General features: G+C 56.8%; 21 protein-coding genes, 4 tRNA genes and 6 pseudogenes. 13 read left to right on the top strand and 18 right to left on the bottom strand.

From position 1 onward, the window contains the following. Window positions 1-8: 8 nt before the first annotated feature. A complete protein-coding gene (locus EIO60_RS04185; RefSeq protein ID WP_258575973.1) occupies window positions 9-1,793 on the bottom strand; it encodes an AAA family ATPase in 1,785 nt (594 codons plus the stop codon). 135 nt (window positions 1,794-1,928) lie between these two features. Here EIO60_RS04185 and matP point away from each other — a divergent pair, with 135 nt between their 5' ends. Continuing rightward, the gene (gene matP / locus EIO60_RS04180; RefSeq protein ID WP_258575972.1) at window positions 1,929-2,396 is read left to right on the top strand and encodes a macrodomain Ter protein MatP; all 468 of its coding nucleotides are present in this window, start codon (window positions 1,929-1,931) and stop codon (window positions 2,394-2,396) included. 86 nt (window positions 2,397-2,482) lie between these two features. Here the strand turns inward: matP and ompA are convergent, their stop codons facing one another. Together ompA and EIO60_RS04170 are read right to left on the bottom strand one after the other, a co-directional pair. Continuing rightward, entirely contained in the window at window positions 2,483-3,538 is a 1,056-nt protein-coding gene (ompA, locus tag EIO60_RS04175; RefSeq protein WP_258575971.1) for a porin OmpA, read from the bottom strand. 518 nt (window positions 3,539-4,056) lie between these two features. After that, window positions 4,057-4,656: a SulA-like leucine-rich domain-containing protein gene (locus tag EIO60_RS04170; protein ID WP_258575970.1), complete on the bottom strand. Its 600-nt coding sequence runs from the start codon at window positions 4,654-4,656 to the stop codon at window positions 4,057-4,059. On the opposite strand from EIO60_RS04170, the gene EIO60_RS04165 reads away from it, so the two are divergent. After that, window positions 4,585-4,734, top strand: a complete 150-nt coding sequence (locus EIO60_RS04165) for a TfoX/Sxy family DNA transformation protein (protein WP_309484687.1) — start codon at window positions 4,585-4,587, stop codon at window positions 4,732-4,734. The two genes, EIO60_RS04170 and EIO60_RS04165, sit on opposite strands and share 72 nt — an antisense overlap. Here EIO60_RS04165 and EIO60_RS16070 read toward each other — a convergent pair. From EIO60_RS16070 to EIO60_RS04155, 6 genes and pseudogenes are all read right to left on the bottom strand, one after another. Then, entirely contained in the window at window positions 4,715-5,098 is a 384-nt protein-coding gene (locus EIO60_RS16070) for a hypothetical protein (RefSeq protein ID WP_309484682.1), read from the bottom strand. The genes EIO60_RS04165 and EIO60_RS16070 overlap by 20 nt on opposite strands. Further along, window positions 5,083-5,241 carry a hypothetical protein gene (locus EIO60_RS16065; RefSeq protein WP_309484681.1) on the bottom strand — a complete coding sequence of 53 codons (159 nt, stop codon included), beginning with the start codon at window positions 5,239-5,241 and terminating at the stop codon, window positions 5,083-5,085. Before EIO60_RS16065 ends, EIO60_RS16070 begins: the two co-directional genes overlap by 16 nt. After that, the gene (locus EIO60_RS16060) at window positions 5,222-5,683 is read right to left on the bottom strand and encodes an FUSC family protein (RefSeq protein ID WP_508278735.1); all 462 of its coding nucleotides are present in this window, start codon (window positions 5,681-5,683) and stop codon (window positions 5,222-5,224) included. The genes EIO60_RS16065 and EIO60_RS16060 overlap by 20 nt, the downstream gene beginning before the upstream one ends. Window positions 5,684-5,785: 102 nt before the next feature. Next, a pseudogene (locus EIO60_RS16055) lies at window positions 5,786-5,911 on the bottom strand (hypothetical protein); the annotation flags it as partial. A gap of 104 nt (window positions 5,912-6,015) precedes the next feature. Further along, a pseudogene (locus tag EIO60_RS16050) lies at window positions 6,016-6,538 on the bottom strand (FUSC family membrane protein). A gap of 97 nt (window positions 6,539-6,635) precedes the next feature. Continuing rightward, on the bottom strand, window positions 6,636-7,085 hold the full coding sequence (locus EIO60_RS04155; protein WP_374058117.1) for a YccF domain-containing protein: 450 nt from the start codon (window positions 7,083-7,085) through the stop codon (window positions 6,636-6,638). Between the two features lie 121 nt (window positions 7,086-7,206). Here EIO60_RS04155 and helD point away from each other — a divergent pair, with 121 nt between their 5' ends. After that, window positions 7,207-9,261, top strand: coding sequence for a DNA helicase IV (helD, locus tag EIO60_RS04150; protein ID WP_258576060.1), 2,055 nt, complete (start codon window positions 7,207-7,209; stop codon window positions 9,259-9,261). Here helD and EIO60_RS04145 read toward each other — a convergent pair whose 3' ends face one another. Beyond that, complete coding sequence (locus tag EIO60_RS04145; RefSeq protein ID WP_258575969.1) at window positions 9,262-9,720, bottom strand: methylglyoxal synthase; 459 nt, start codon at window positions 9,718-9,720, stop codon at window positions 9,262-9,264. A gap of 68 nt (window positions 9,721-9,788) precedes the next feature. Further along, the gene (locus tag EIO60_RS04140; RefSeq protein ID WP_258575968.1) at window positions 9,789-10,439 is read right to left on the bottom strand and encodes a DUF2057 family protein; all 651 of its coding nucleotides are present in this window, start codon (window positions 10,437-10,439) and stop codon (window positions 9,789-9,791) included. Window positions 10,440-10,610: 171 nt separating this feature from the next. Here EIO60_RS04140 and EIO60_RS04135 point away from each other — a divergent pair. Further along, window positions 10,611-11,059 (top strand): annotated as a pseudogene (locus EIO60_RS04135) (CoA-binding protein). Here EIO60_RS04135 and EIO60_RS04130 read toward each other — a convergent pair. Further along, a pseudogene (locus EIO60_RS04130) lies at window positions 11,044-11,262 on the bottom strand (heat shock protein HspQ); the annotation flags it as partial. The pseudogenes EIO60_RS04135 and EIO60_RS04130 overlap by 16 nt on opposite strands. On the opposite strand from EIO60_RS04130, the gene yccX reads away from it, so the two are divergent. Further along, window positions 11,254-11,505 carry an acylphosphatase gene (gene yccX / locus EIO60_RS04125; RefSeq protein WP_258575967.1) on the top strand — a complete coding sequence of 84 codons (252 nt, stop codon included), beginning with the start codon at window positions 11,254-11,256 and terminating at the stop codon, window positions 11,503-11,505. The pseudogene EIO60_RS04130 and the gene yccX sit on opposite strands and share 9 nt — an antisense overlap. Here yccX and EIO60_RS04120 read toward each other — a convergent pair whose 3' ends face one another. Continuing rightward, on the bottom strand, window positions 11,506-11,832 hold the full coding sequence (locus EIO60_RS04120) for a TusE/DsrC/DsvC family sulfur relay protein (protein WP_258575966.1): 327 nt from the start codon (window positions 11,830-11,832) through the stop codon (window positions 11,506-11,508). A 162-nt stretch (window positions 11,833-11,994) separates the two neighbouring features. Beyond that, window positions 11,995-12,651 (bottom strand): FtsH protease modulator YccA, encoded by a 657-nt coding sequence (gene yccA, locus EIO60_RS04115; protein ID WP_258575965.1) that lies wholly within the window; start codon window positions 12,649-12,651, stop codon window positions 11,995-11,997. 222 nt (window positions 12,652-12,873) lie between these two features. Between yccA and EIO60_RS04110 the strand changes: the two genes are divergently transcribed. The 3 genes and pseudogenes from EIO60_RS04110 to EIO60_RS16505 form a co-directional block, all read left to right on the top strand. Then, window positions 12,874-12,961 (top strand) — tRNA-Ser (locus tag EIO60_RS04110). Between the two features lie 68 nt (window positions 12,962-13,029). Next, window positions 13,030-13,117: transfer RNA gene (locus EIO60_RS04105), tRNA-Ser, on the top strand. Window positions 13,118-13,402: 285 nt separating this feature from the next. Next, window positions 13,403-13,953, top strand: a pseudogene (locus EIO60_RS16505) (extensin-like domain-containing protein); the annotation flags it as partial. A gap of 1 nt (window position 13,954) precedes the next feature. On the opposite strand, the gene EIO60_RS04095 reads toward EIO60_RS16505, so the two are convergent. The 4 genes and pseudogenes from EIO60_RS04095 to EIO60_RS04080 form a co-directional block, all read right to left on the bottom strand. Continuing rightward, complete coding sequence (locus EIO60_RS04095) at window positions 13,955-14,029, bottom strand: hypothetical protein (RefSeq protein WP_258576059.1); 75 nt, start codon at window positions 14,027-14,029, stop codon at window positions 13,955-13,957. Window positions 14,030-14,177: 148 nt separating this feature from the next. Then, window positions 14,178-14,342: pseudogene (locus EIO60_RS04090) on the bottom strand (DUF4396 domain-containing protein); the annotation flags it as partial. A gap of 132 nt (window positions 14,343-14,474) precedes the next feature. Then, complete coding sequence (locus tag EIO60_RS04085) at window positions 14,475-14,633, bottom strand: hypothetical protein (RefSeq protein WP_258575964.1); 159 nt, start codon at window positions 14,631-14,633, stop codon at window positions 14,475-14,477. Between the two features lie 386 nt (window positions 14,634-15,019). Then, a complete protein-coding gene (locus EIO60_RS04080) occupies window positions 15,020-15,244 on the bottom strand; it encodes a DUF2594 family protein (RefSeq protein WP_258575963.1) in 225 nt (74 codons plus the stop codon). Window positions 15,245-15,659: 415 nt separating this feature from the next. On the opposite strand from EIO60_RS04080, the gene uvrY reads away from it, so the two are divergent. The 5 genes from uvrY to EIO60_RS04055 all read left to right on the top strand — a co-directional run bounded on the left by uvrY (window position 15,660) and on the right by EIO60_RS04055 (window position 19,103). Continuing rightward, window positions 15,660-16,319: a UvrY/SirA/GacA family response regulator transcription factor gene (gene uvrY / locus EIO60_RS04075; RefSeq protein WP_258575962.1), complete on the top strand. Its 660-nt coding sequence runs from the start codon at window positions 15,660-15,662 to the stop codon at window positions 16,317-16,319. Beyond that, window positions 16,312-18,144 carry an excinuclease ABC subunit UvrC gene (uvrC, locus tag EIO60_RS04070; protein ID WP_258575961.1) on the top strand — a complete coding sequence of 611 codons (1,833 nt, stop codon included), beginning with the start codon at window positions 16,312-16,314 and terminating at the stop codon, window positions 18,142-18,144. Before uvrY ends, uvrC begins: the two co-directional genes overlap by 8 nt. Before the next feature lie 68 nt (window positions 18,145-18,212). After that, window positions 18,213-18,761: a CDP-diacylglycerol--glycerol-3-phosphate 3-phosphatidyltransferase gene (pgsA, locus tag EIO60_RS04065; protein ID WP_258575960.1), complete on the top strand. Its 549-nt coding sequence runs from the start codon at window positions 18,213-18,215 to the stop codon at window positions 18,759-18,761. A gap of 152 nt (window positions 18,762-18,913) precedes the next feature. After that, a tRNA-Gly gene (locus EIO60_RS04060) sits at window positions 18,914-18,989 on the top strand. A gap of 40 nt (window positions 18,990-19,029) precedes the next feature. Continuing rightward, window positions 19,030-19,103, top strand: a tRNA-Cys gene (locus EIO60_RS04055). The last annotated feature ends 6 nt before the right edge of the window (window positions 19,104-19,109 follow it).

Genomic DNA, 19,109 nt, shown 5'->3' with positions numbered 1-19,109 from the left:
CAATTTAATTAGTTCTGGTTAAACCAGTTTAGCCAGCGAAAGGGCCAGCGGCGATACGTAGTTTCCTGCTGGTTGAGCTGGGTGATGCGATCCTGGATGCGGCGCAGCAGACCGTCGCCATCCGGGGTTTCGCTGCGCCATGCCATGCCGGTAAGCAGTGGCAGCGCCACCTCGGCGCGATCAATCGCCCAGATATGGAAGCGGCCCGCTTCGACCGCATCTATGACATCCTGGCGCAGGCTCAGGTGGCGCACGTTGCAGGCGGGAATAATCACCCCTTGCTCGCCGGTCAGTTCGCGGTCATCGCAGATGGTAAAGAAGCCTTCGATCTTTTCGTTCAGGCCGCCCACCGGCTGGACATTGCCGAACTGATCGACCGAGCCGGTGACGGCGATCTGCTGATTCACCGGCTGGCTGGCGAGCGCGCTGACCAGCGCGCACAGCTCGGCCAGCGACGCGCTGTCGCCGTCCACTTCCGAGTAGGATTGTTCGAATACCAGTGAGGCGGAGAAGGGCAGCTGCTGATCCAGCTCCAGTTCCGCAATCAGAAAGGCCTGCATAATCATCATGCCTTTGGCGTGAATATTGCCGCCCAGCTCCGCTTTGCGTTCAACATCGGTAAATTCGCCATCTCCCGGATGCACCACGCAGGTAATACGCGACGGCTCGCCCCAGGGACGCGGATGGCCAGGGAATTCCACCACGGAAAGCCCGTTGACTTGTCCGACGACCTCGCCCTTGGTTTCAATCAGGATCTGTTTCAGCAGGATTTCATCGCGCATGCGTTCGGCGAGGAACGCCTCGCGCCAGCTGCGCGCTTCCAGCGCTTTGAGCAGCGCCGTTTCGTTCAGCGCATTCTCCTGCATAAAGGCTTCGCGCATCTGCCGCAGCATCCAGCGCGGGCAGAGCGGCAGCACCTCTTGATCGCCGGTATAGCGTACCGCCTCGCGGATCAGGGGCGGCCAGAAATCAGCCTCGGGCGCCGGCAGCCTCGCCTGCAGCGCGACATCCTGCGCCCAGCGGCACCAGGCGAGCATGTCTTCCTCATCGGCCACCTGCAGGTTCTCTTCAAATTCGGTATAGGTAGCCAGCTCGTGCAGCTCAGGATCGCTCTCCTGGAATGCCGCCAGTGCGTCGCGATCGCCGCAGAGCACCAGCTTGAGCGAGAACGGCAGCGGCGGTACCGAGACCGGCAGCGGGCGACGCTCGTCGGGCGAAAGCCACTCAAGACGTCCCAGCTGAATGGCGCGTTTCAGGCGCAGCCACAGCAGCGGCTGCACCTGCAGCATACGCAGCGACAGCACCAGCGTCCCGCCGTTGGCGCGATGGAGCAGGCCCGGCTCCAGCTGAAGGCGATCGCGATGCAAACGGACGCAGCCGAACAGCTGATCGTTTTCAATCCATTCAGCAAAGAGCACCTGGCCGGTGCCGGTAAAGGGATGGGAAGCATCACCAGGCGGCTGGAGCGTAACGTTATCGGCGATAAAGTGATAGTGGCCGCCGAACAGGGTTGTCGGCTCGCCAGCGATGCGCGTCATCTGGCGCGTAATCAGCTCCAGATAGCTCCCGTTTTCCTGACTACACACCAGCAGCAGAGGAAAACCTTCGCGTTGTTGATGCAGATGCACCAGTGCGTTCAGCAAGCGCGGCTGTAACAACGCCAGGCTATCGGTTTCTTCTTCTGCGATGCGGGAAAAGAGGGACGCGTATTCGCTAGTATTCGGCTGAAGGTCTTGCCAGGAAAGTTGGGGGCTGGTCAAAATATTCGCATTTGGTTGATTAAACAAAGGCATGATTATACAGGAAACGTCCTTGTTGAGCACTGCATGGTTCTGATTAACCCTGAGACACTGAACGCTTTTTTCCTTACAGCATCTCTCTGAAAAGCTGTTATTCTTGCTTTGTTACGCGGTCACGATGAGATTCTGATGAAATACCAACAACTCGAAAATCTTGAAAGTGGGTGGAAATGGATGTACCTGGTGAAGAAGCATCGGGAAGGCGAGCAGATCACGCGCCATCTTGAACTGAGCGCCGCCCAGGCTGCTGTTGATGAACTGCTTTCAATGGAGAATCATCCGGTTGAGGTAGCCGAATGGATCGCGCAGCATATCCATCCAGATCTGGATAACCGGTTGAAACAGACCATTCGCGCCCGCCGCAAGCGACATTTCAATGCGGAACATCAGCACACGCGCAAGAAATCGATCGATCTTGAATATCTGGTATGGCAACGCCTGGCGGGGCTGGCGCAGCGTCGCGGCAGCATGCTCTCGGAGACGATTGTTCAGCTGATCGAGGATGCGGAGCGCAAAGATAAATATGCCACGCAAATGTCGAGCCTGAAGCAGGATCTGCAGGCGATTCTGGGCAAGTCTGAAACGGGTAACGAGTAGCAGGTCAGTACTGTCGGCGCATCTGGCCAGCCAGCAATCGCAGACATAAAAAAACCCCGCATTGCGGGGGTTTTTATGACGTAAAATTAAGCCTGCGGCTGAGTTACAACTTCTTTGATACCTTTCACGTCGATTTCTACGCGACGGTCCGGCTCCAGGCAGTCGATCAGAGCCTGACGGCCTTTCACGCTGTCACAGGTGTTGCCGGTAACTGGGTTAGATTCGCCCATGCCACGTGCAGAGATCTTGTTAGACGGGATACCTTTAGAAACCAGATAGTCAACTACAGACTGGGCACGTTTCTCAGACAGCTTCTGGTTGTACTGGTCTGAACCGATGTGGTCGGTGAAGCCCAGAATGACAACGGAACCATCTTTCGGGTCCATTGAGCTCAGCTGGCTATACAGCTGAGCCAATGCCTGCTGACCTTCCGGCTTTAGGGTAGAATTGTTGAAAGTGAACATTACGTCTGATTTCAGGTTGAAACGCTTGGTTTCAACAACCGGAGCCGGTGCAACAACCGGAGCAGCCTCATCCTGACCGAATCGGTATGAAACGCCTATGCTTAGCATGCCGTTGTCCGGACGTGCGCCAACGGTCTGCGCTTCGCCGATGTTGTTAACCCACTGGTAGTCCAGACGGGTTGACCAGTTCTGGGTTAGTGTGTATTCCACACCCACTGCAGCCAGCGGAGAAACGCCGTTGTCGTGATCGCCGATGCGTCCGTTCTCAGAGTTATTCTGCGTTGCATTAGCAAGCCACACCATACCACCCAGACGAGTGTAGACATCCAGCTCGTCAGTGATCGGGTAGCTCAGCTTAGCAGCCAGCTGTACGCCCTGTGCTTTGAATGCGCCGTCGTTTTCGGTGCCTTTGTTCGGCATACGGCCCAGCCAGTCGTAGCCCAGCTCGAAGCCCATGTACGGGTTAGCCTGGTAGCCCACGAATGCGCCAGCACCCAGCTGAGATTCGTGAGTCGGGCCATTGTTGTGGCTATAACCGTTACCGTAGTAACCAGTATCATGGTACTGAGACCAGCCCAGTTTAGCACTGGTGTACCAGGTGTCATCTTTCGGAGCGGCCTGCGCTACGGTAGCGAAGCCAGCCAGTGCCACTGCAATTGCGATAGCTGTCTTTTTCATTTTGCGCCTCGTTATCATCCAAATAGACAATGAGCAAAAAGGATGCTCTTGGTTGTAATCCTTCGCCGGGTTAAAACGCTCGCTTATTACTCTACCGATAAAAAACGGAAGTTATTGAGCACCCTAGCGAAGTAAAGTCTACAACGAGATTGGAAACTTACAAGTATGATGTAAGGGATACTGCAAAAAACAGGGCTTTATACATACATACTAACATTTGACCTGGTCTTAATAGCGTTGTGCTTTTAGATGCAGCTAAACTCTTGTCAAAGCTGGAGGGAAAAGAATCAGTGGTTTAGCCGAGACACAAAATGCAAAAGACCAGAGAAAAATCCTATTTTTACTTAATTAAACAAATCCGACTGAATTTTTATCGCTTTATTTGGTTGCAGCTAGGCATCCACCGTATAGCCAGGGCGCATAATCAACCCCAGCGCTTTGCCTTCCGTCGCCGCGTGATCCAGTTCACGTCGCTCCTCTTCGTCCAGATCGTAGGGGATTCACGCCAGCACCACGCTTTAATTCCCTGTACGCAAAGCTTTAATCATTGCTTCCACCGAGGTGCAGCGCTCCGAATCGGCGACGTGCATACTTTTCTTCAGCGGCAAACCTGACTGCTGAAGCCAAGCGCGGTTCAGCTTATGCGCAGGCGTGAGCCAGAGATGCCAGCGCGACTCTGATTGAGCTGCTTGAGCAGCGGTAGACAGCAATATTTGCATCATGCCGGGCTGCTCGCTGTAGCGTAGTTCCGTAATCCAGCCGCTGTGTTGTGCGGGCTGAGAGGCGGTAACGTGACGGTGAGCAAAGCCTGCATTATTAAAGTGTTGTGCGCGCATTGGGTTATCTCTCAGTATTATACTACGTGGGTATACAGTGATAGCTTCCTGGATGAAGCTCAACCTTAAATTTGGAAAACGGCCCGTAAAAACAAGCGAAGGCAGGACGCGATCGCAATTATTAATTGAACCTGTAAATCTGCTGCACGAGGCGGGCATAAAGAACGCCGCCACCTGCAACAGCTGGGCGCGGAACAGTGCTGGCTCAGGCTGCAGGCGATCAACCGGCACGTTGGATTTAAAACGCTGCTGGCGCTGGAGGGGGCGATTGAAGGGCGGCACGAGACCGCGCTTTCGCAGGCGGTCAGAGCGGAACTGAACGCCTGGTATCTGGAGACGCTCAAGCAGAGCGCCTGTTAGGCCTCCCCAGTGTGCGGCGCTGGCGGGTGATCTCCGGCAGCAGGGCGACCAGCAGGCCGAGCTGCTGCAACACCAGCAGCGCACGCGTCTCCTGATTGGCGGCCATCTCGCTGATACGCTGCGTTAACGCGTTTTGCATTTTCTCCACATCAGGGCTGCTGACCACCTCGGTTTGCAACACATCCTCGACGTAACAGACCGTATCGTCCAGCAGTGCCAGCAGCACATCGTCGCTGAGCTTGTCGCGGTGCGCGACGAGCGCTGAGATATAGCTCAGGAAAGAGTGATTGAGGCAGAGAAGCTGGAAAGCGGACTCTTTGCGTTTTTGATGCGTGCGCGATCCGCTGCTCATATTTGACACCACAGAGGCGAGCTCGGCGTCGGCATTGTGCGCGTCGCGTCGCGTCGCGCGATGCGGTAGGCGAGGCGGTTATCCTTGCCCTGATGGTACTGCTCCATCATCGCGTCCAGATAGCGGCAGTTCATATTAAGCGTGCGCGCCGCCACCGCGGGCAGCTGATGGAAGCGCCAGTCGGGCCAGATAAAGGGCACCGCCAGCCAGGCGAGCACGCACCCCAGCAGCGTATCGACGATGCGCGGCAGCGCCACGTCGAATCCTTCGCCCAGGCAGGTTGAAGCAAAACAGCACCAGCAGGGTGATAAACAGTGTCGCCTGCGCGTACTGCACCTGGCGAAAGGCGAAGAAGAGCACGCCGCTGACCACGATAAGGATCAGCTGGCCCTCCGTGGAGGGCACCAGCCAGAGCAGCGGCAGGCCGATAGCGACGCCCGCCAGCGTGCCGGCGATGTGCAGCGCCAGCTGGCGCCGCGTGGCGTTATAGTTGGGCTGGCAGACAAACAGGCTGGTCAGTAGGATCCAGTAGCCGCGCTCGACGCCGATTACCTGAATAAAACCGTAGCCAACGCAGAGCTCGAGGGGCATACGCACCGCGTGGCGGAACAGCGCCGAGGCGGGCGTCAGATGGCGGCTCAGCCGCAGGCGAATATCGCTCCAGCCGCTCAGCCCTTCACGCGATAGCCGGTTATTGCTCGCCTGCGAGTCGCTACTCAGCGCCTGGTCCGATTCAATCGACGCCAGCTGCGCATCGATGGCGCGCAGGTTGCGCAGCAGGATGCACTGCGACAGCTGGCGACACGCCTTAGCCTGCCTGTTCAGCAGGTGCTGAAAGCGAAACAGAATTTCGGTATAGCGCCAGTCGTCGCGCAGCAGATGGTACTACAGATGGGAGGAGCTGGCGCGCTCGTGGATATCCTGCGCGACTAACAGTAGTGCAGGCTGCAGCGCGTGCTGCGCGAACCGCGGTCGCCGCGCAGGCGGCTTTGCAGGGGGCTTTTGGTGAAGTTAAGCTGTGCCACCAGCTGACTGTTGGCCATGGCCGTGCGGATCAGCGCGGCGTCGTCCTGCGCCTCGCCGTCGGGATCGAACAGATTCGCCTTGGCCTCCAGATACCGCGCTAGCTGAGCGTAGCTGCCCGCCAGCGGCTCCTGAACAACATCAGATGGCCAAGCAGCATCAAAATTTATACCAGAGCGCGCCCACCAGCAGCAGCACCGGCTGCATATACCACTGGTCAAATAGCCCGATGCCCAGCATGGTATAGACCGCAATCAGCAGTGCGCCAAAAGCGATGGTCGCGTAACGCTGGCCCAGCGCCCCCAGCAGGATAAAGACCCACGTCGAGAGTGCCAGACCGGCCATAAAGGCGATCGGGTGCGGGAACAGCAGCTCAACCGAGACGGAAGCGATGCAAAAGCAGAGCAGGGTGATCAGCAGATTGCGCAAACGTCCGCTGAGCCGGTCAGCGCGAGAAAGATGCGCAGCAGATAGCGCCAGGTGCTGTTGAACAGATAGTTACGCCAGCCTGGCAGGGCTTTCGACATCATGCGGCAGCCTCAGTAGCGACGACGGGCGTTGGCGTCGCGCGTGCTTCTTCGACAGAGACCACGCGGCGGCCAACCGGCCAGAGCGCGATGGCGGCGATTTTAAAATTGGCGATGCCTACCGGAATGCCAATAATGCTGAGGCACTGCACGATGCCGGTGGAGATATGGGTCAGGCAGAGCCACCAGCCAAAGAAGATCAGCCAGAAAATATTCAGAAAGGTGCCGCCGTTATTCATGATGGCGCTTTTGCTCTCCGGGCGTATCACGTCCACGTGCACCGCCTCGTTGCCGTAGGGCAATAGTGAGAGCCGGGTGATTTCCCAGCAGGAACGCGTCAGCGGCAGGGTAAAGATCAGCAGAATGCTGATCAGCGTGGCGAACAGCCAGCAGAGGGTGGTAAAGAAACCACCGAGAATAAAATTAAGAATGTTCAGTACGGTGCGCATGATTTTTCCTTTTGCTTTCCGCAAAGATGTGCCGCCAAGTTTAGCCTGTTTTAAGGCTGGAGCGCCAAGTATCTGGCAGGTAAACTGCCGATAATCTTTCTTCCCGTGTGACGGTATGGACATGGAACTCAACGCGACATCGATGGGCAAACGGCTCGCTCAGCACCCTTATAACCGTGTTCGCCTGCTGGCAGCTGGCGTAGAAGTCAGTGGCGACAAACACGAATACCTTATTCCCTTTAATACCTTACTTAACATCAGCTGCAGGCGCGGCGTGGTGTGGGGCGAGCTGGAGTTTTTGCTGCCGGAGGATAAGGTCGTGCGTCTGCACGGCACCGAGTGGCAGGAAACCCAGCGCTTTTACCACTATCTGCTGCAGGCCTGGCAGGCGTGGAGCGCGGAAATGAGCGCCGTCTGCGTTGAGGTGCTGACGCAGCTCAGGCAACGCGTCGACGACTTCGGCGCCCAGGATCGCTGGATTATGCGCAGCGAACTGCAGGCGCTATGCGCACAGATCGACAAGCGGTTTGCCGCGCTGCCGCTGCCGCTGGCGCGCCTCGATGAGTTCAGCGACTGCCGCGAGCCGTACCACGCCTGCCTGCGCTGGCTGGAGCAGGGCGAGGCGGCGCTACGCCAGCGCAACCGCGACTGGACCGCGCGCATGCTGACGCAATATCACGACTTTTTCGCCACGGTGGAAACCTCGCCGCTCAACCCCTCGCAGTGCGAGGCGGTGGTCAACGGCGAAGAGGCGGTGCTGGTGCTGGCCGGCGCAGGCAGCGGCAAAACCTCGGTGCTGGTGGCGCGCGCGGGCTGGCTGTTAACGCGCAGGCTGGCCGCGCCTGAACAGATTCTGCTTCTGGCGTTTGGCTGCCAGGCGGCGGAGGAGATGAACGAGCGTATCCGCGCGCGGCTGGGCGTCGCCGATATTCAGGCGCGCACCTTCCACGCGCTGGCGCTGCATATCATCCGCGAAGGCAGTAACAAGCAGCCGGTTGTCAGCAAGCTTGAGAGTGACGCGGCGGCGCGTCAGGCTTTGCTTATCGACGCCTGGCGTCAGCAGTGCGAGGAGAAAAAGGCGCAGGCCAACGGCTGGCGCCAGTGGCTGCGCGACGAGCTGCAGTGGACGCTGCCTGAGGGGCACTTCTGGCAGGACGAGTGTCTGACGAAGCGGCTGGCGCCGCGCCTTGAGCGCTGGCTTGGGCTGATGCGGATGCACGGCGGCTCGCAGGCGGCAATGATCGCCGATGTGCCTGACGAGGTGAGAGCACTGTTCAGCAAGCGGGTGAAGCTGATGGCGCCGCTGCTGAAGGCGTGGAAGCAGGCGCTGAAAGAGGAGGGCGCGCTCGATTTTGCTGTCCTGATCCAGCAGGCTGTCGCCATCCTGGACAAAGGGCGCTTTATCAGCCCGTGGAAGCATATTATGGTGGATGAGTTCCAGGACATTTCGCCGCAGCTCGCCGCCCTGCTCGCGGCGCTGCGCCAGCAGAACAAGCACACCACGCTGTTTGCCGTGGGCGATGATTGGCAGGCGATCTACCGCTTCAGCGGTGCGGAGATGAGCCTGACCACCGCTTTCCATCACCACTTTGGCGCTGGCGATCGCTGCGTGCTCGACACCACCTATCGCTTCAACGAGCGCATCGGCGATATTGCCAACAGCTTCGTGCTGCAAAACCCGCACCAGCTGAAGAAGCCGCTCAATAGCCTGACCAAAGGCAATAAAAAGGCGATAAACTTGTTGCCACAAGAGCAGCTGGAGCCGCTGCTGAACAAGCTCAGCGGCTACGTGAAGCCGGACGAGCGCGTGCTGCTGCTGGCGCGCTATCACTATCTACGTCCCGATGTGCTGGATAAGGCGAAAACCTGCTGGCCGAGGCTCAGGCTGGACTTTATGACCATCCACGCTAGCAAAGGGCAGCAGGCTGATATCGTGATCCTGCTGGGACTGCAGGCGGGCAAAGAGGGGTTTCCCGCGCCGGCGCGCGAATCCGTTATGGAGCAGGGGCTACTGCCGCAGCTGGAAGAGTTTCCGGATGCGGAGGAGAGACGTCTCGCCTATGTGGCGCTGACTCGCGCACGCCAGCAGGTCTGGCTGTTGTACGATCGCGAGCAGCCGTCGCTTTTTGTCGACGCATTCCGCCAGCTTGGCGTGCCGCTACTGCGTAAGGCCTGATTATTCGAGGCGCGCTTGCAGGTAGTGCTGATTGTCTGGAAGAGAGAGCTTAACCGACTGCGCAAACAGCGGCGACTGAATGATAAAGTGTACCGTGGCGCGGTTGGTGGCGACAGGAATATTCCAGACGGTCGCTAGCCGCAGCAGCGCTTTGACGTCCGGATCGTGCGGCACGGCATTGAGCGGATCCCAGAAAAAAATCAGCACATCAATCTTTCCTTCCGCGATCAGCGCGCCGACCTGCTGATCGCTGCCCATCGGGCCGCTCAGCATAGCGTTAACGTTCAGTCCGGTATGGCAATTGATAAAGGTTGCCGGTAATGCCGTAGTGTAGAGGGTGTGCGGCTCGAGCGTCGCCTGATTCAGCTTTACCCATTCCAGCAGGGAAGCTTTGCAGTGATCGTGCGCCACCAGCGCAATATGTTTGCTGAGGCCAAGCGTACGGACAGTCTGTTCCATAAAGGCATCTTGGTAAAATCGCTTACGTAAAAGAGTCGCACGAGTTTATCCTGCGCCTTTCCTGGCTATCAACTTGTACGCAACATTTTGACCAGCCAGAGAAATTGCTGGCGCGTCGCCTGATCGAAGCGCTGAAACCAGCGTTTAATCAGGGGCATTTGCGTCTCATCTATGTCGTCGATCCAGGCGAATTCGGCTTCCGTAGGGAAAGCGGACACCGTCGCTTCATTTACTGCCGCAAATTGCGGCACCGAGGCGACCTGGCCGTTGCGGTTGTAGAGGATCATCGTTTTTTCCATATCGCCCTCGCCGGAGAGGGGCAGGCGGTCGCGCTTACTGTCGATTTCGCGGCCGCGCTCGTCAACCAGCTGAAAATTAAGCGTGCGATCGAAATGGTGGCGATCGCGGCGGCTCTCAAGCGCAGGCAGACGAATAGCTATGGTTTTCACCTGTGCGTTGAATGTGACGATCATCGGCGCAGACTGATAGCGCAGAGAGGCATCTTTATGCGCGTCGCGCAGCTGCTCGACGCGGAACAAAAACTGGTGCTGACCGCGTTCCAGTTCCAGACTATCGGCGCCTTTCAACAGCGAGCCGGAAATTTTGCGCCCATCCAGCACCAGCAGATCGATTTGCGGATCGAGCTTCAGAGTTATGGCATGACAGGATGCTGACGCGAGGAGAACAACCCACCCCGTCACGGCCAGAGAGAGTTTCATGTAGACTCCAGAAAGGGCGCAAGGTTTTGTATGTAGCAAATCATTACATTATGGCAGTTAATTTACATTTGGATATATTTTTTCGTGCGCCAGCGCAAAATATCTCGCTACGGTCCGGCGCAGGCTGAAAGCGCGCCATCTACACTCAAAGCTCTGAAAAGAGGATAAAAAATGAATGACCGAACGAGCCGCGATGTGCTGACACGTACCCGCCGCATTGCGCTGGTGGGCGCCTGCGATTGTCCTGACCGGCCAAGCTACAGCGTAATGAAATATCTGCTGGACTGGGGCTACGAGGTGATTCCGGTTAGCCCGAAGCTGGCGGGGAAAACCCTGCTAGGGCAAACCGCCTATGTGACTCTAGAAGAAGTGCCGAGGAAAATCGATATGGTGGATGTGTTCCGCAATTCGGAAGCAGCATGGGGGGTGGCGCAGGAGGCGATCGCCGTTGGTGCAGATACCCTCTGGCTGCAGCTGGGTGTGATTAATGAGCAGGCTGCGGTGCTGATGCAGGCCTGACCGTTATTATGGATCGCTGTCCTAAGATGGATAATCTCACGTATGGGTGTGACGCGGCAGGGATAAATCGCAAGGCGGCGTCGGATGCCGCCTGCTGCTGACGAATAGATGCGGCCAGCTCATCCATCTCCGGCTGTCCGGGATGTTCAGCGCTGGTTTCGCCCACCAGCTGGATTTCGGCGATATTAGGTATGCGCCTGGTCGCCCTCTTCATCTTCCATCACGCGTGATCGTCCAGTTTAGGCGTATCCAGCGAATATTCCGGATCGACATCGACAATCACGCCCGAAAGGCGATGACGAATCTGCTATGGTCAGGTGAGGGGGTAGGCTTTCGCTACAGCACTCAGGCGCAGCTGGGCGTGCTGGGCTATGCGCGCAACCTAGACGACGGCAGCGTCGAGGTGCTTGCTTGGGGCGAGCCGGAAAAGGTCGATGCCCTGATCGCCTGGCTGAAAGCGGGCGGACCGCGCAGCGCCCGCGTCGACCAGGTATTGCTGGAGCCGCACCAGCCGGCGAAGGCGCCACGCCGCTTTACCACCGGTTAGTCAGAGGCACTTTGCCGGTTTCGGCAGGCCGGCGATTTTAGTCGCCTGCTTGGCCGGCCCTTCAGGAAACAGGCGGAACAGATAGCGGCTGTTGCCTTTTTCCTCGCCATATTTTTGCGCCATCGCCTTCACCAGCATGCGGATAGCAGGCGAGGTGTTGTACTCCTGATAAAAAGCCCGCACGAAGCGAACCACTTCCCAGTGGGCGTCGCTCAGGGTGACGCCTTCCTGACGAGCAATCTCTTCCGCCAGCGCTTCGCTCCAGTCATCAGAATGCTTTAAATAGCCCTCGCCATCCATGGCCGGGGTTTTATCGTTAAATTCCACGTTTACTCCTTACAACGGCTTGCGTCGGCGCTATTCTAGCAAAATGCACGCTGGGAAAAAGCAAAACTCCGCCGAAGCGGGGTAGGGTAGACTGGCATCCTGCGTTGCTCAGGGCGACGCGAGCGCGTCTCGCGACATCCCTGTCGCGGGGGGCTCAGCCCGTTAATTACTGCGGGCGAAACCGAGCAGGCTCAGCAGGCTGATAAAGATGTTGTAGAGCGAAACGTAAAGGCTGACGGTAGCGCGAATATAGTTGGTCTCGCCGCCGTAGATGATATTGCTGGTCTCCCACAGGATGGCGCCGGCGGAAAACAGAATAAACAGCGCGCTGATCGCCAGGTGCAGCGCAGGCAGCTGCAGGAACAGGTTAGCGATAACCGCCACCAGCAGCGCTACGAAGCCCGCCATCATAATGCCGCCCAAGAAAAACATATCGCGGCGCGTGGTCAGTACATAGGCTGAACAGCAGAAGAAAACCAGCGCCGTGCCGCCCAACGCCAGCGCAATCACATCCCCCATGCCCACGGTTAAAAACGAGCTGAGAATCGGGCCTGAGCAGTAGCCAAGAAAGCCGGTAAAGGCGAACGCCGCCAGAATGCCCATCGGGCTGTCCGCCAGCTTATGCGTCAGAAACATCAGACCGTAAAAGCCGACCAGCATCAGAATTAGGCCGGGACCGGGCAGGCCGAGCACGGTGCTGGCGGTAGCGGTCACGGCAGAGAAGGTCAGCGTCAGGCCGAGCAGGAAATAGGTATTGCGCAGCACCTTGTGCGTGCTGAGCAGCGATGTCCGCGAGGACGAAGTAATCAAACTGTCCATAATGCGCTCCTTTCATCAGAACACGAAGTCTGAGCAGAGAATACGCAGCGGCCTAAACAGGCGAAAGGCGTTTTACCCTTCTTTACACGTGATAAACCGCTGTTTCTCTGAGCGGAATGGCGTTTTTGCCAACGAATAACGCCGTTTTGGCTGTTTTTCAGGCGAATGAGTTCGCGTGGGCTTTACAAGCATCGGGGAGATGTTTATAGTGCGCCTCATTGCGGAGGGGTGGCCGAGCGGCTTAAGGCAGCGGTCTTGAAAATCGCCGATGGGAAACCATCCGAGAGTTCGAATCTCTCCTCCTCCGCCACCTTCGTGCTCAGTCGGGGAAAAAACAGAACGGCGCAGCCGTTTTGTCGATGCAAAACGCATCAATCCGGAGGGATGGCCGAGTGGCTTAAGGCAGCGGTCTTGAAAACCGCCGATGGGAAACCATCCGAGAGTTCGAATCTCTCTTCCTCCGCCACATCAGACAGGCCAGCACAATGTGCTGGCCTGTTGCTTTTCTGGCGCCGTTCGGCGCATCGTTCCTTCTCTACGCCCAGGCTCAGGCGTCTTCAGCCAACTCTGCTATAGTCCATTCACAGATTTTGCAGTTACTGGGCGCTTTTCGCCGCCTGCTTGGGTTATACTGTGCGGCACTGTGCTCTGATTAGAGCTAATCGGTTGATAGCCAGAGTATTTCTCCACTGAATAAATGCAATAGGCACAATGATCAAGAAACTGAGTCTTTGCGCGCTGTAGGTTCTCGCCGCGCTGGATGACGCGCTACAAGCTCAAGCGGCTGGCGAACGATCCCGCCGCCTGCCTTGACGTGATGCGCCGCGCGCGAGGCGGGCGTGGTCAGCTTTAGTTTAGCCAGCCGCCCGCCGTGAAGGGAAACCGCCCGCTGCATAATCCGCTCCAGCGGTTCGGCGCGGTCAGCCTGAGCAGCAGCTTTCTCGCCAGCTGTCCGATGGCGGTCGTCAGCACGATGTACGTGTTACGCAGCCACCAGCAGCGGCTGGCGCTGGCGCAACCCGCCACCGCGCTGGTGCGCATCAGCCACGTCGGCAGCTATGTCTGTCGCAACATCTATCACCGTACAGAGGGGCGGTTAAGCGAGCACGCCTGGGATGTCACCGGCGTTCAGCTTGCCGACGTAGGAAAAAACTGGACACATCCGGAAAATAAAGCGGCACTGCTGCATCAGCCCTGGCAGGAGGGGGGAATAATTTCTGCAATGCTCTCGGCCCTGATTATAACGCCGCGCATGCCAGCCATTTTCACTTTGGCATGCGCGGCGCCGGCTATTGCCGTTAAACTAGACCGCCGGGTTAAGGCCCCGTTTAATCAGAAAATGATTGGCAGGCCAGGAATATATAAATCCGGTCAGCATGGCCAGCTGTAACATAAACCAGAAGGTGGTCATAAGCGGGAGCGGGTCGAGTTGCTGGTGACGTACAAATTTCAGGGCCAGTCCCATTAAAGAGGAGTACGCCCGCCTGATAAACCAGCAGCGGAAAAGTTTCGGTGGTAAAGGCGGTCATTAGCGTGCGCCAGAACGACAGCGATTTGCGCTGCTTAATCGCCATAAACTGTAAAAACAGGCTGCTAAACAAGGAAATAGCAAGGCAGATAATAGCCTGCAGCCAGAGCGGCGTCAGAAATTGATAGTGGTTCAGCAAGGTGATAATTGGAAGTGTGATCACTTCGCTGAGAATACGGGCGGCTGCCGAAAGCGAGGTAGAAATAAATATGGTGGGCCAGCCTGCATGATGATGAATTTTTTGCGGCACTAGCAGCGCGAGCTTGAGCTGGTGCGACGGCTTTCTGCCCAGATATCACCACGCCAGCCAGCCGACGAACGGCATGTAAAGACCGGTAAGAGGCCAGATCACATTCATGACTCTGACGGGATGCAGGTGGCGGAAAATATCCTTGAGGATCATCAGGGCGGTACAGACGCCAAACAGAAGAAAGGGTAATGCCAGCTGATTCAACGTAGTTAGTCTTCTGCAAATGTTAATGCGCGCCGGTCAACAGACGCTGAAGCCGCGAGCTGCCTCAGGCCTTGCGTAGAGGATGATCCGTCCCTTTGAATCGTTAAGCGTAGACCGATTCCTCCGGCGCTGACAGTGTGAACTGTTAAGCGAGGCGGAGGGCGAAAAAGGAATTTTCGCTGTCTGGTTGTTTTTCTCTTTAGCTAAGCTTAACTCTATGTTTACAAATAAATTACCTTACCGGGTTAATTTTGCTTATTAACCCGATAAGAGGGCGGCCTGCGGAGGAAAATTTATTGTGTTTAGGAAAATTGAATCTCTATCAGAAAAATCTTATTCTGTTATTTCAGACGGCGTGCCCCCGCGCGACGGCGGGGGCGAACGCCTTACTGACGATAGGCGCTTTTAATCTGTTTGATGGTATTGCTGAACACTTCCGCCTGCGGCTTGTCGCCCAGCGTTTGCACGTAGCGCTCCATATTGATAATCACCTTGCCGGCATCCGCCTGGCCCATACCTTTCAAAATCAGCATCACCATCATTTTCAGACAGGCGACCTCATCGGCCAGCTTCAGCGTGTCGTGCGAGGTTGCGAAATCTTCATCGCTCATCGTGTTCTCCTTATGGGGTTAATCAATCGCGCCGTAAAGATGCGCACCATTGTGCAGCAGTATATCACAGCGCCTGTTTTTACTTCGTTAAGCGAAGCGCGAGGAAGGAGGGTTATCTGCAAGAGATTATTTACATCAGCAGATGTATTATTTTCAGCTCGCAAAGGCCGACATTTTTTAAGCGAACTGGTCGCCGAGGCGGAATTAATAAATTGAATTGTATGGATTATTGAAATTAACCATCCAACAATCCCGCTTCTTACCTCTATTTTTTGAACGACTTTGCCAGCTTTGATGTAAATCATTGAATACGGCTCAGGATTCTGTACGTTGATGTTCATTCCAGAGAAAAACAGGTATCATGCGTGCATTGCCTGTCCGGTTTTTCTCATTTCTAGCCTGTGGAGTACCCCCGTTGATCAGTGTTCTTCTTGTTGATGACCATGAACTGGTACGCGCCGGTATTCGACGCATACTGGAAGATATTAAAGGTCTGGTGGTCGCAGGAGAGGCCTGCTGCGGCGAGGACGCGGTGAAGTGGTGCCGCGCTCAGCCGATGGACGTTGTGCTGATGGATATGAACATGCCTGGCATCGGCGGTCTGGAGGCGACGCGCAAAATCGTGCGCTTCAATCCCGATATCAAAATCATCATGCTCACTATCCACACGGAAAATCCGCTGCCTGCCAAAGTGATGCAGGCTGGCGCGGCCGGCTACCTCAGCAAGGGCGCCGCGCCGCAGGAAGTGGTTAACGCCATCCGCTCGGTAAACGCCGGGCAGCGCTACATCGCCTCCGATATCGCTCAGCAGATGGCGCTGAGCCAGATAGAGCTGCAAAAAACAGATTCGCCCTTCAGCTGTTTGTCGGAAAGGGAATTGCAGATTATGCTGATGATCACCAAAGGGCAAAAGGTGACGGAAATTTCCGAACAGCTCAGTCTCAGTCCTAAAACCGTTAACAGCTATCGCTATCGCATGTTCAGCAAGCTGAATATCAGCGGCGACGTAGAGTTAACGCATCTGGCCATTCGTCATGGCCTGTACAATGCGGAGCCTTTAATCAGTAGTGAGTGATGTTTTCAACGCCAAAGCCTTTCTCAGCACGGTCACCAGTCAGCCGGGCGTCTACCGTATGTACGACGCCTCCGACACCGTCATCTATGTTGGAAAAGCCAAAGATCTCAAAAAGCGCCTCAGCAGCTATTTCCGCAGCCAGGTTGGCAGCCGGAAAACAGAGGTGCTGGTCAGCAGCATTCATCATATCGACGTCACCGTTACGCATACGGAAACGGAAGCGCTGCTGCTAGAGCATAACTACATCAAGCTCTATCAGCCGCGTTATAACGTTCTAATGCGCGATGACAAATCCTATCCTTTTATCTTTCTCAGCAGTGACACCCATCCGCGACTCGCCTACCATCGCGGGGCGAAGCACGCCAAAGGCGAATACTTCGGTCCGTTTCCCAACGGCTACGCGGTGCGCGAAACCCTGGCGCTGATGCAGAAGGTGTTTCCGATTCGTCAGTGTGAAAACAGCGTCTACCGCAATCGCTCCAGGCCCTGCCTGCAGTATCAGATTGGACGCTGTCTCGGTCCCTGCGTGGCCGGCTTGGTAAGCGAAGAGGAGTATGCCCAGCAGACCGAATATGTGCGGCTGTTTCTCGCCGGCAAAGACGATCAGGTGCTGAACATGCTGGTGAAGCGCATGGAAGAGGCGAGCCTGGGGCTGCGCTTTGAGAAGGCGGCCCGCCTACGCGACCAGATTCAGGCGGTGCGCCGCATCACTGAGAAGCAGTTCGTCTCCAATCAGGGCGACGATCTGGACGTGATGAGCGTCGCCTACGACGCCGGCATAGCCTGCCTGCACGTGCTGTTTATTCGTCAGGGCAAGGTGCTAGGCAGCCGCAGTTATTTCCCCAAGGTGCCAGCGGATACTGACCTGGCGGAAGTGGTGCAGACCTTTGTCGGGCATTTCTATCTGCAGGGCAGTGAGGCGCGCACCCTGCCGGGCGAAATCCTGCTCGACTTCACCCTGCCGGAGCGCGAGCTGCTCGGCGCCTCGCTCAGCGAGCTGGCGGGACGTCGCGTCAATATTCAGAGCAAACCGCGCGGCGATCGCGCGCGCTATCTCAAGCTGGCGCGCACCAACGCCGCCACGGCGCTGACGACGCGGCTTTCGCAGCACTCTACCATCCAGCAGCGGCTGGCGGCGCTGGCGCATTTCCTTGAGCTGGATAAAATCAACCGCATGGAGTGTTTTGACATCAGCCACACCATGGGCGAGCAGACCATCGCCTCCTGCGTGGTGTTTGACGCTAACGGCCCGCTGCGCAGCGACTATCGCCGCTACAACATCGAGGGCATCACGCCCGGCGATGACTACGCGGCGATGAATCAGGTGTTGCGACGTCGCTACGGCAAGGCGCTGGACGCGGATAAGATCCCGGACGTTATCTTGATCGACGGCGGTAAAGGGCAGCTTTCCCAGGCGAAGCAGGTCTTTGCCGAGCTGGAGGTGGAGTGGGACAACTCACACCCGATTTTGCTGGGCGTGGCGAAAGGCAGCGATCGTAAGGCGGGGCTGGAGACACTCTTTTTCGAGGCGGAAGGGGAGGGGGAGTCTCTGCCGCCGGACTCAGCTGCGCTGCACGTCATCCAGCACATTCGTGACGACGCTCACAATCATGCAATTTCGGGCCACCGGAAAAAACGGGCGAAGGTAAAGAACACCAGCGCGCTGGAAAGTATCGAAGGCATCGGTCCCAAACGTCGTCAGCAGCTGCTTAAGTATATGGGCGGCCTGCAACCACTGATGAACGCCAGGGTGGAAGAGATCGCTAACGTGCCCGGCATTTCGTTTGCGCTGGCAGAAAAAATATACCATTCACTAAAACACTAGCATTGAAACGGGTGGGGCAATGTAGGACTATAGGGGAAATTCTACCCATTCCAGACAGTTACCGGCATATGCAATTTAACATTCCGACGTGTCTCACCCTGTATCGAGTCGTCCTCATCCCTTTTTTCGTGCTGGCTTTCTATCTGCCGTTTTACTGGGCCCCGTTTGCTACCGCGTTGATTTTCGTCATTGCCGCCGTCACCGACTGGTTTGACGGCTTTCTCGCGCGGCGCTGGAAACAGACTACCCGCTTCGGCGCCTTCCTCGATCCGGTGGCCGATAAGGTGATAGTGGCGATTGCGCTGGTGCTGGTGGCGGAATATTTCCACTCCTGGTGGATCACGCTGCCGGCCGCCACCATGATCGCGCGCGAGATCATTATCTCTGCGCTGCGGGAGTGGATGGCGGAGATCGGCAAGCGCAGCAGCGTCGCGGTTTCCTGGATTGGCAAGGTGAAGACCACCGCGCAGATGTTGTCGCTGGTGGCGCTGCTGTGGCGTCCTGATACCACGGTGATCGCCGTTGGCGTGGTGGCGCTCTATATCGCCGCGGTGCTGACATTCTGGTCTGTGTTCCAGTATTTAAGCGCGGCGCGTGGCGATTTGCTCGATAGCTGATCGATGCGACTTAAAAAGCAGCAAACGGACGTTCGATGAGGATAATTCTGTTGACTCATTGTGTCAGGTCAGTAGAATGTATCGCATCGAACGGCAGCGAGGCTGCCAGAAGATAAGCAAAATCAGCAAGTTTTATAAAATTGCTGAACAATGCGGGAATAGCTCAGTTGGTAGAGCACGACCTTGCCAAGGTCGGGGTCGCGAGTTCGAGTCTCGTTTCCCGCTCCAGATTAGCCTGTCAGGATAGCTTGGCGGCACAGCGAATAAAGGCGCGTTGGCAGAGTGGCCATGCAGCGGATTGCAAATCCGTCCACCTCGGTTCGACTCCGGGACGCGCCTCCACTTACA

Source organism: Candidatus Pantoea persica (assembly GCF_013753875.1).
GTDB classification, from domain to species: Bacteria; Pseudomonadota; Gammaproteobacteria; order Enterobacterales; family Enterobacteriaceae; genus Pantoea; species Pantoea persica.
The sequence above is the reverse complement of the archived record's forward strand: the minus strand, read 5'-3'. Positions and strand labels throughout refer to the sequence as shown.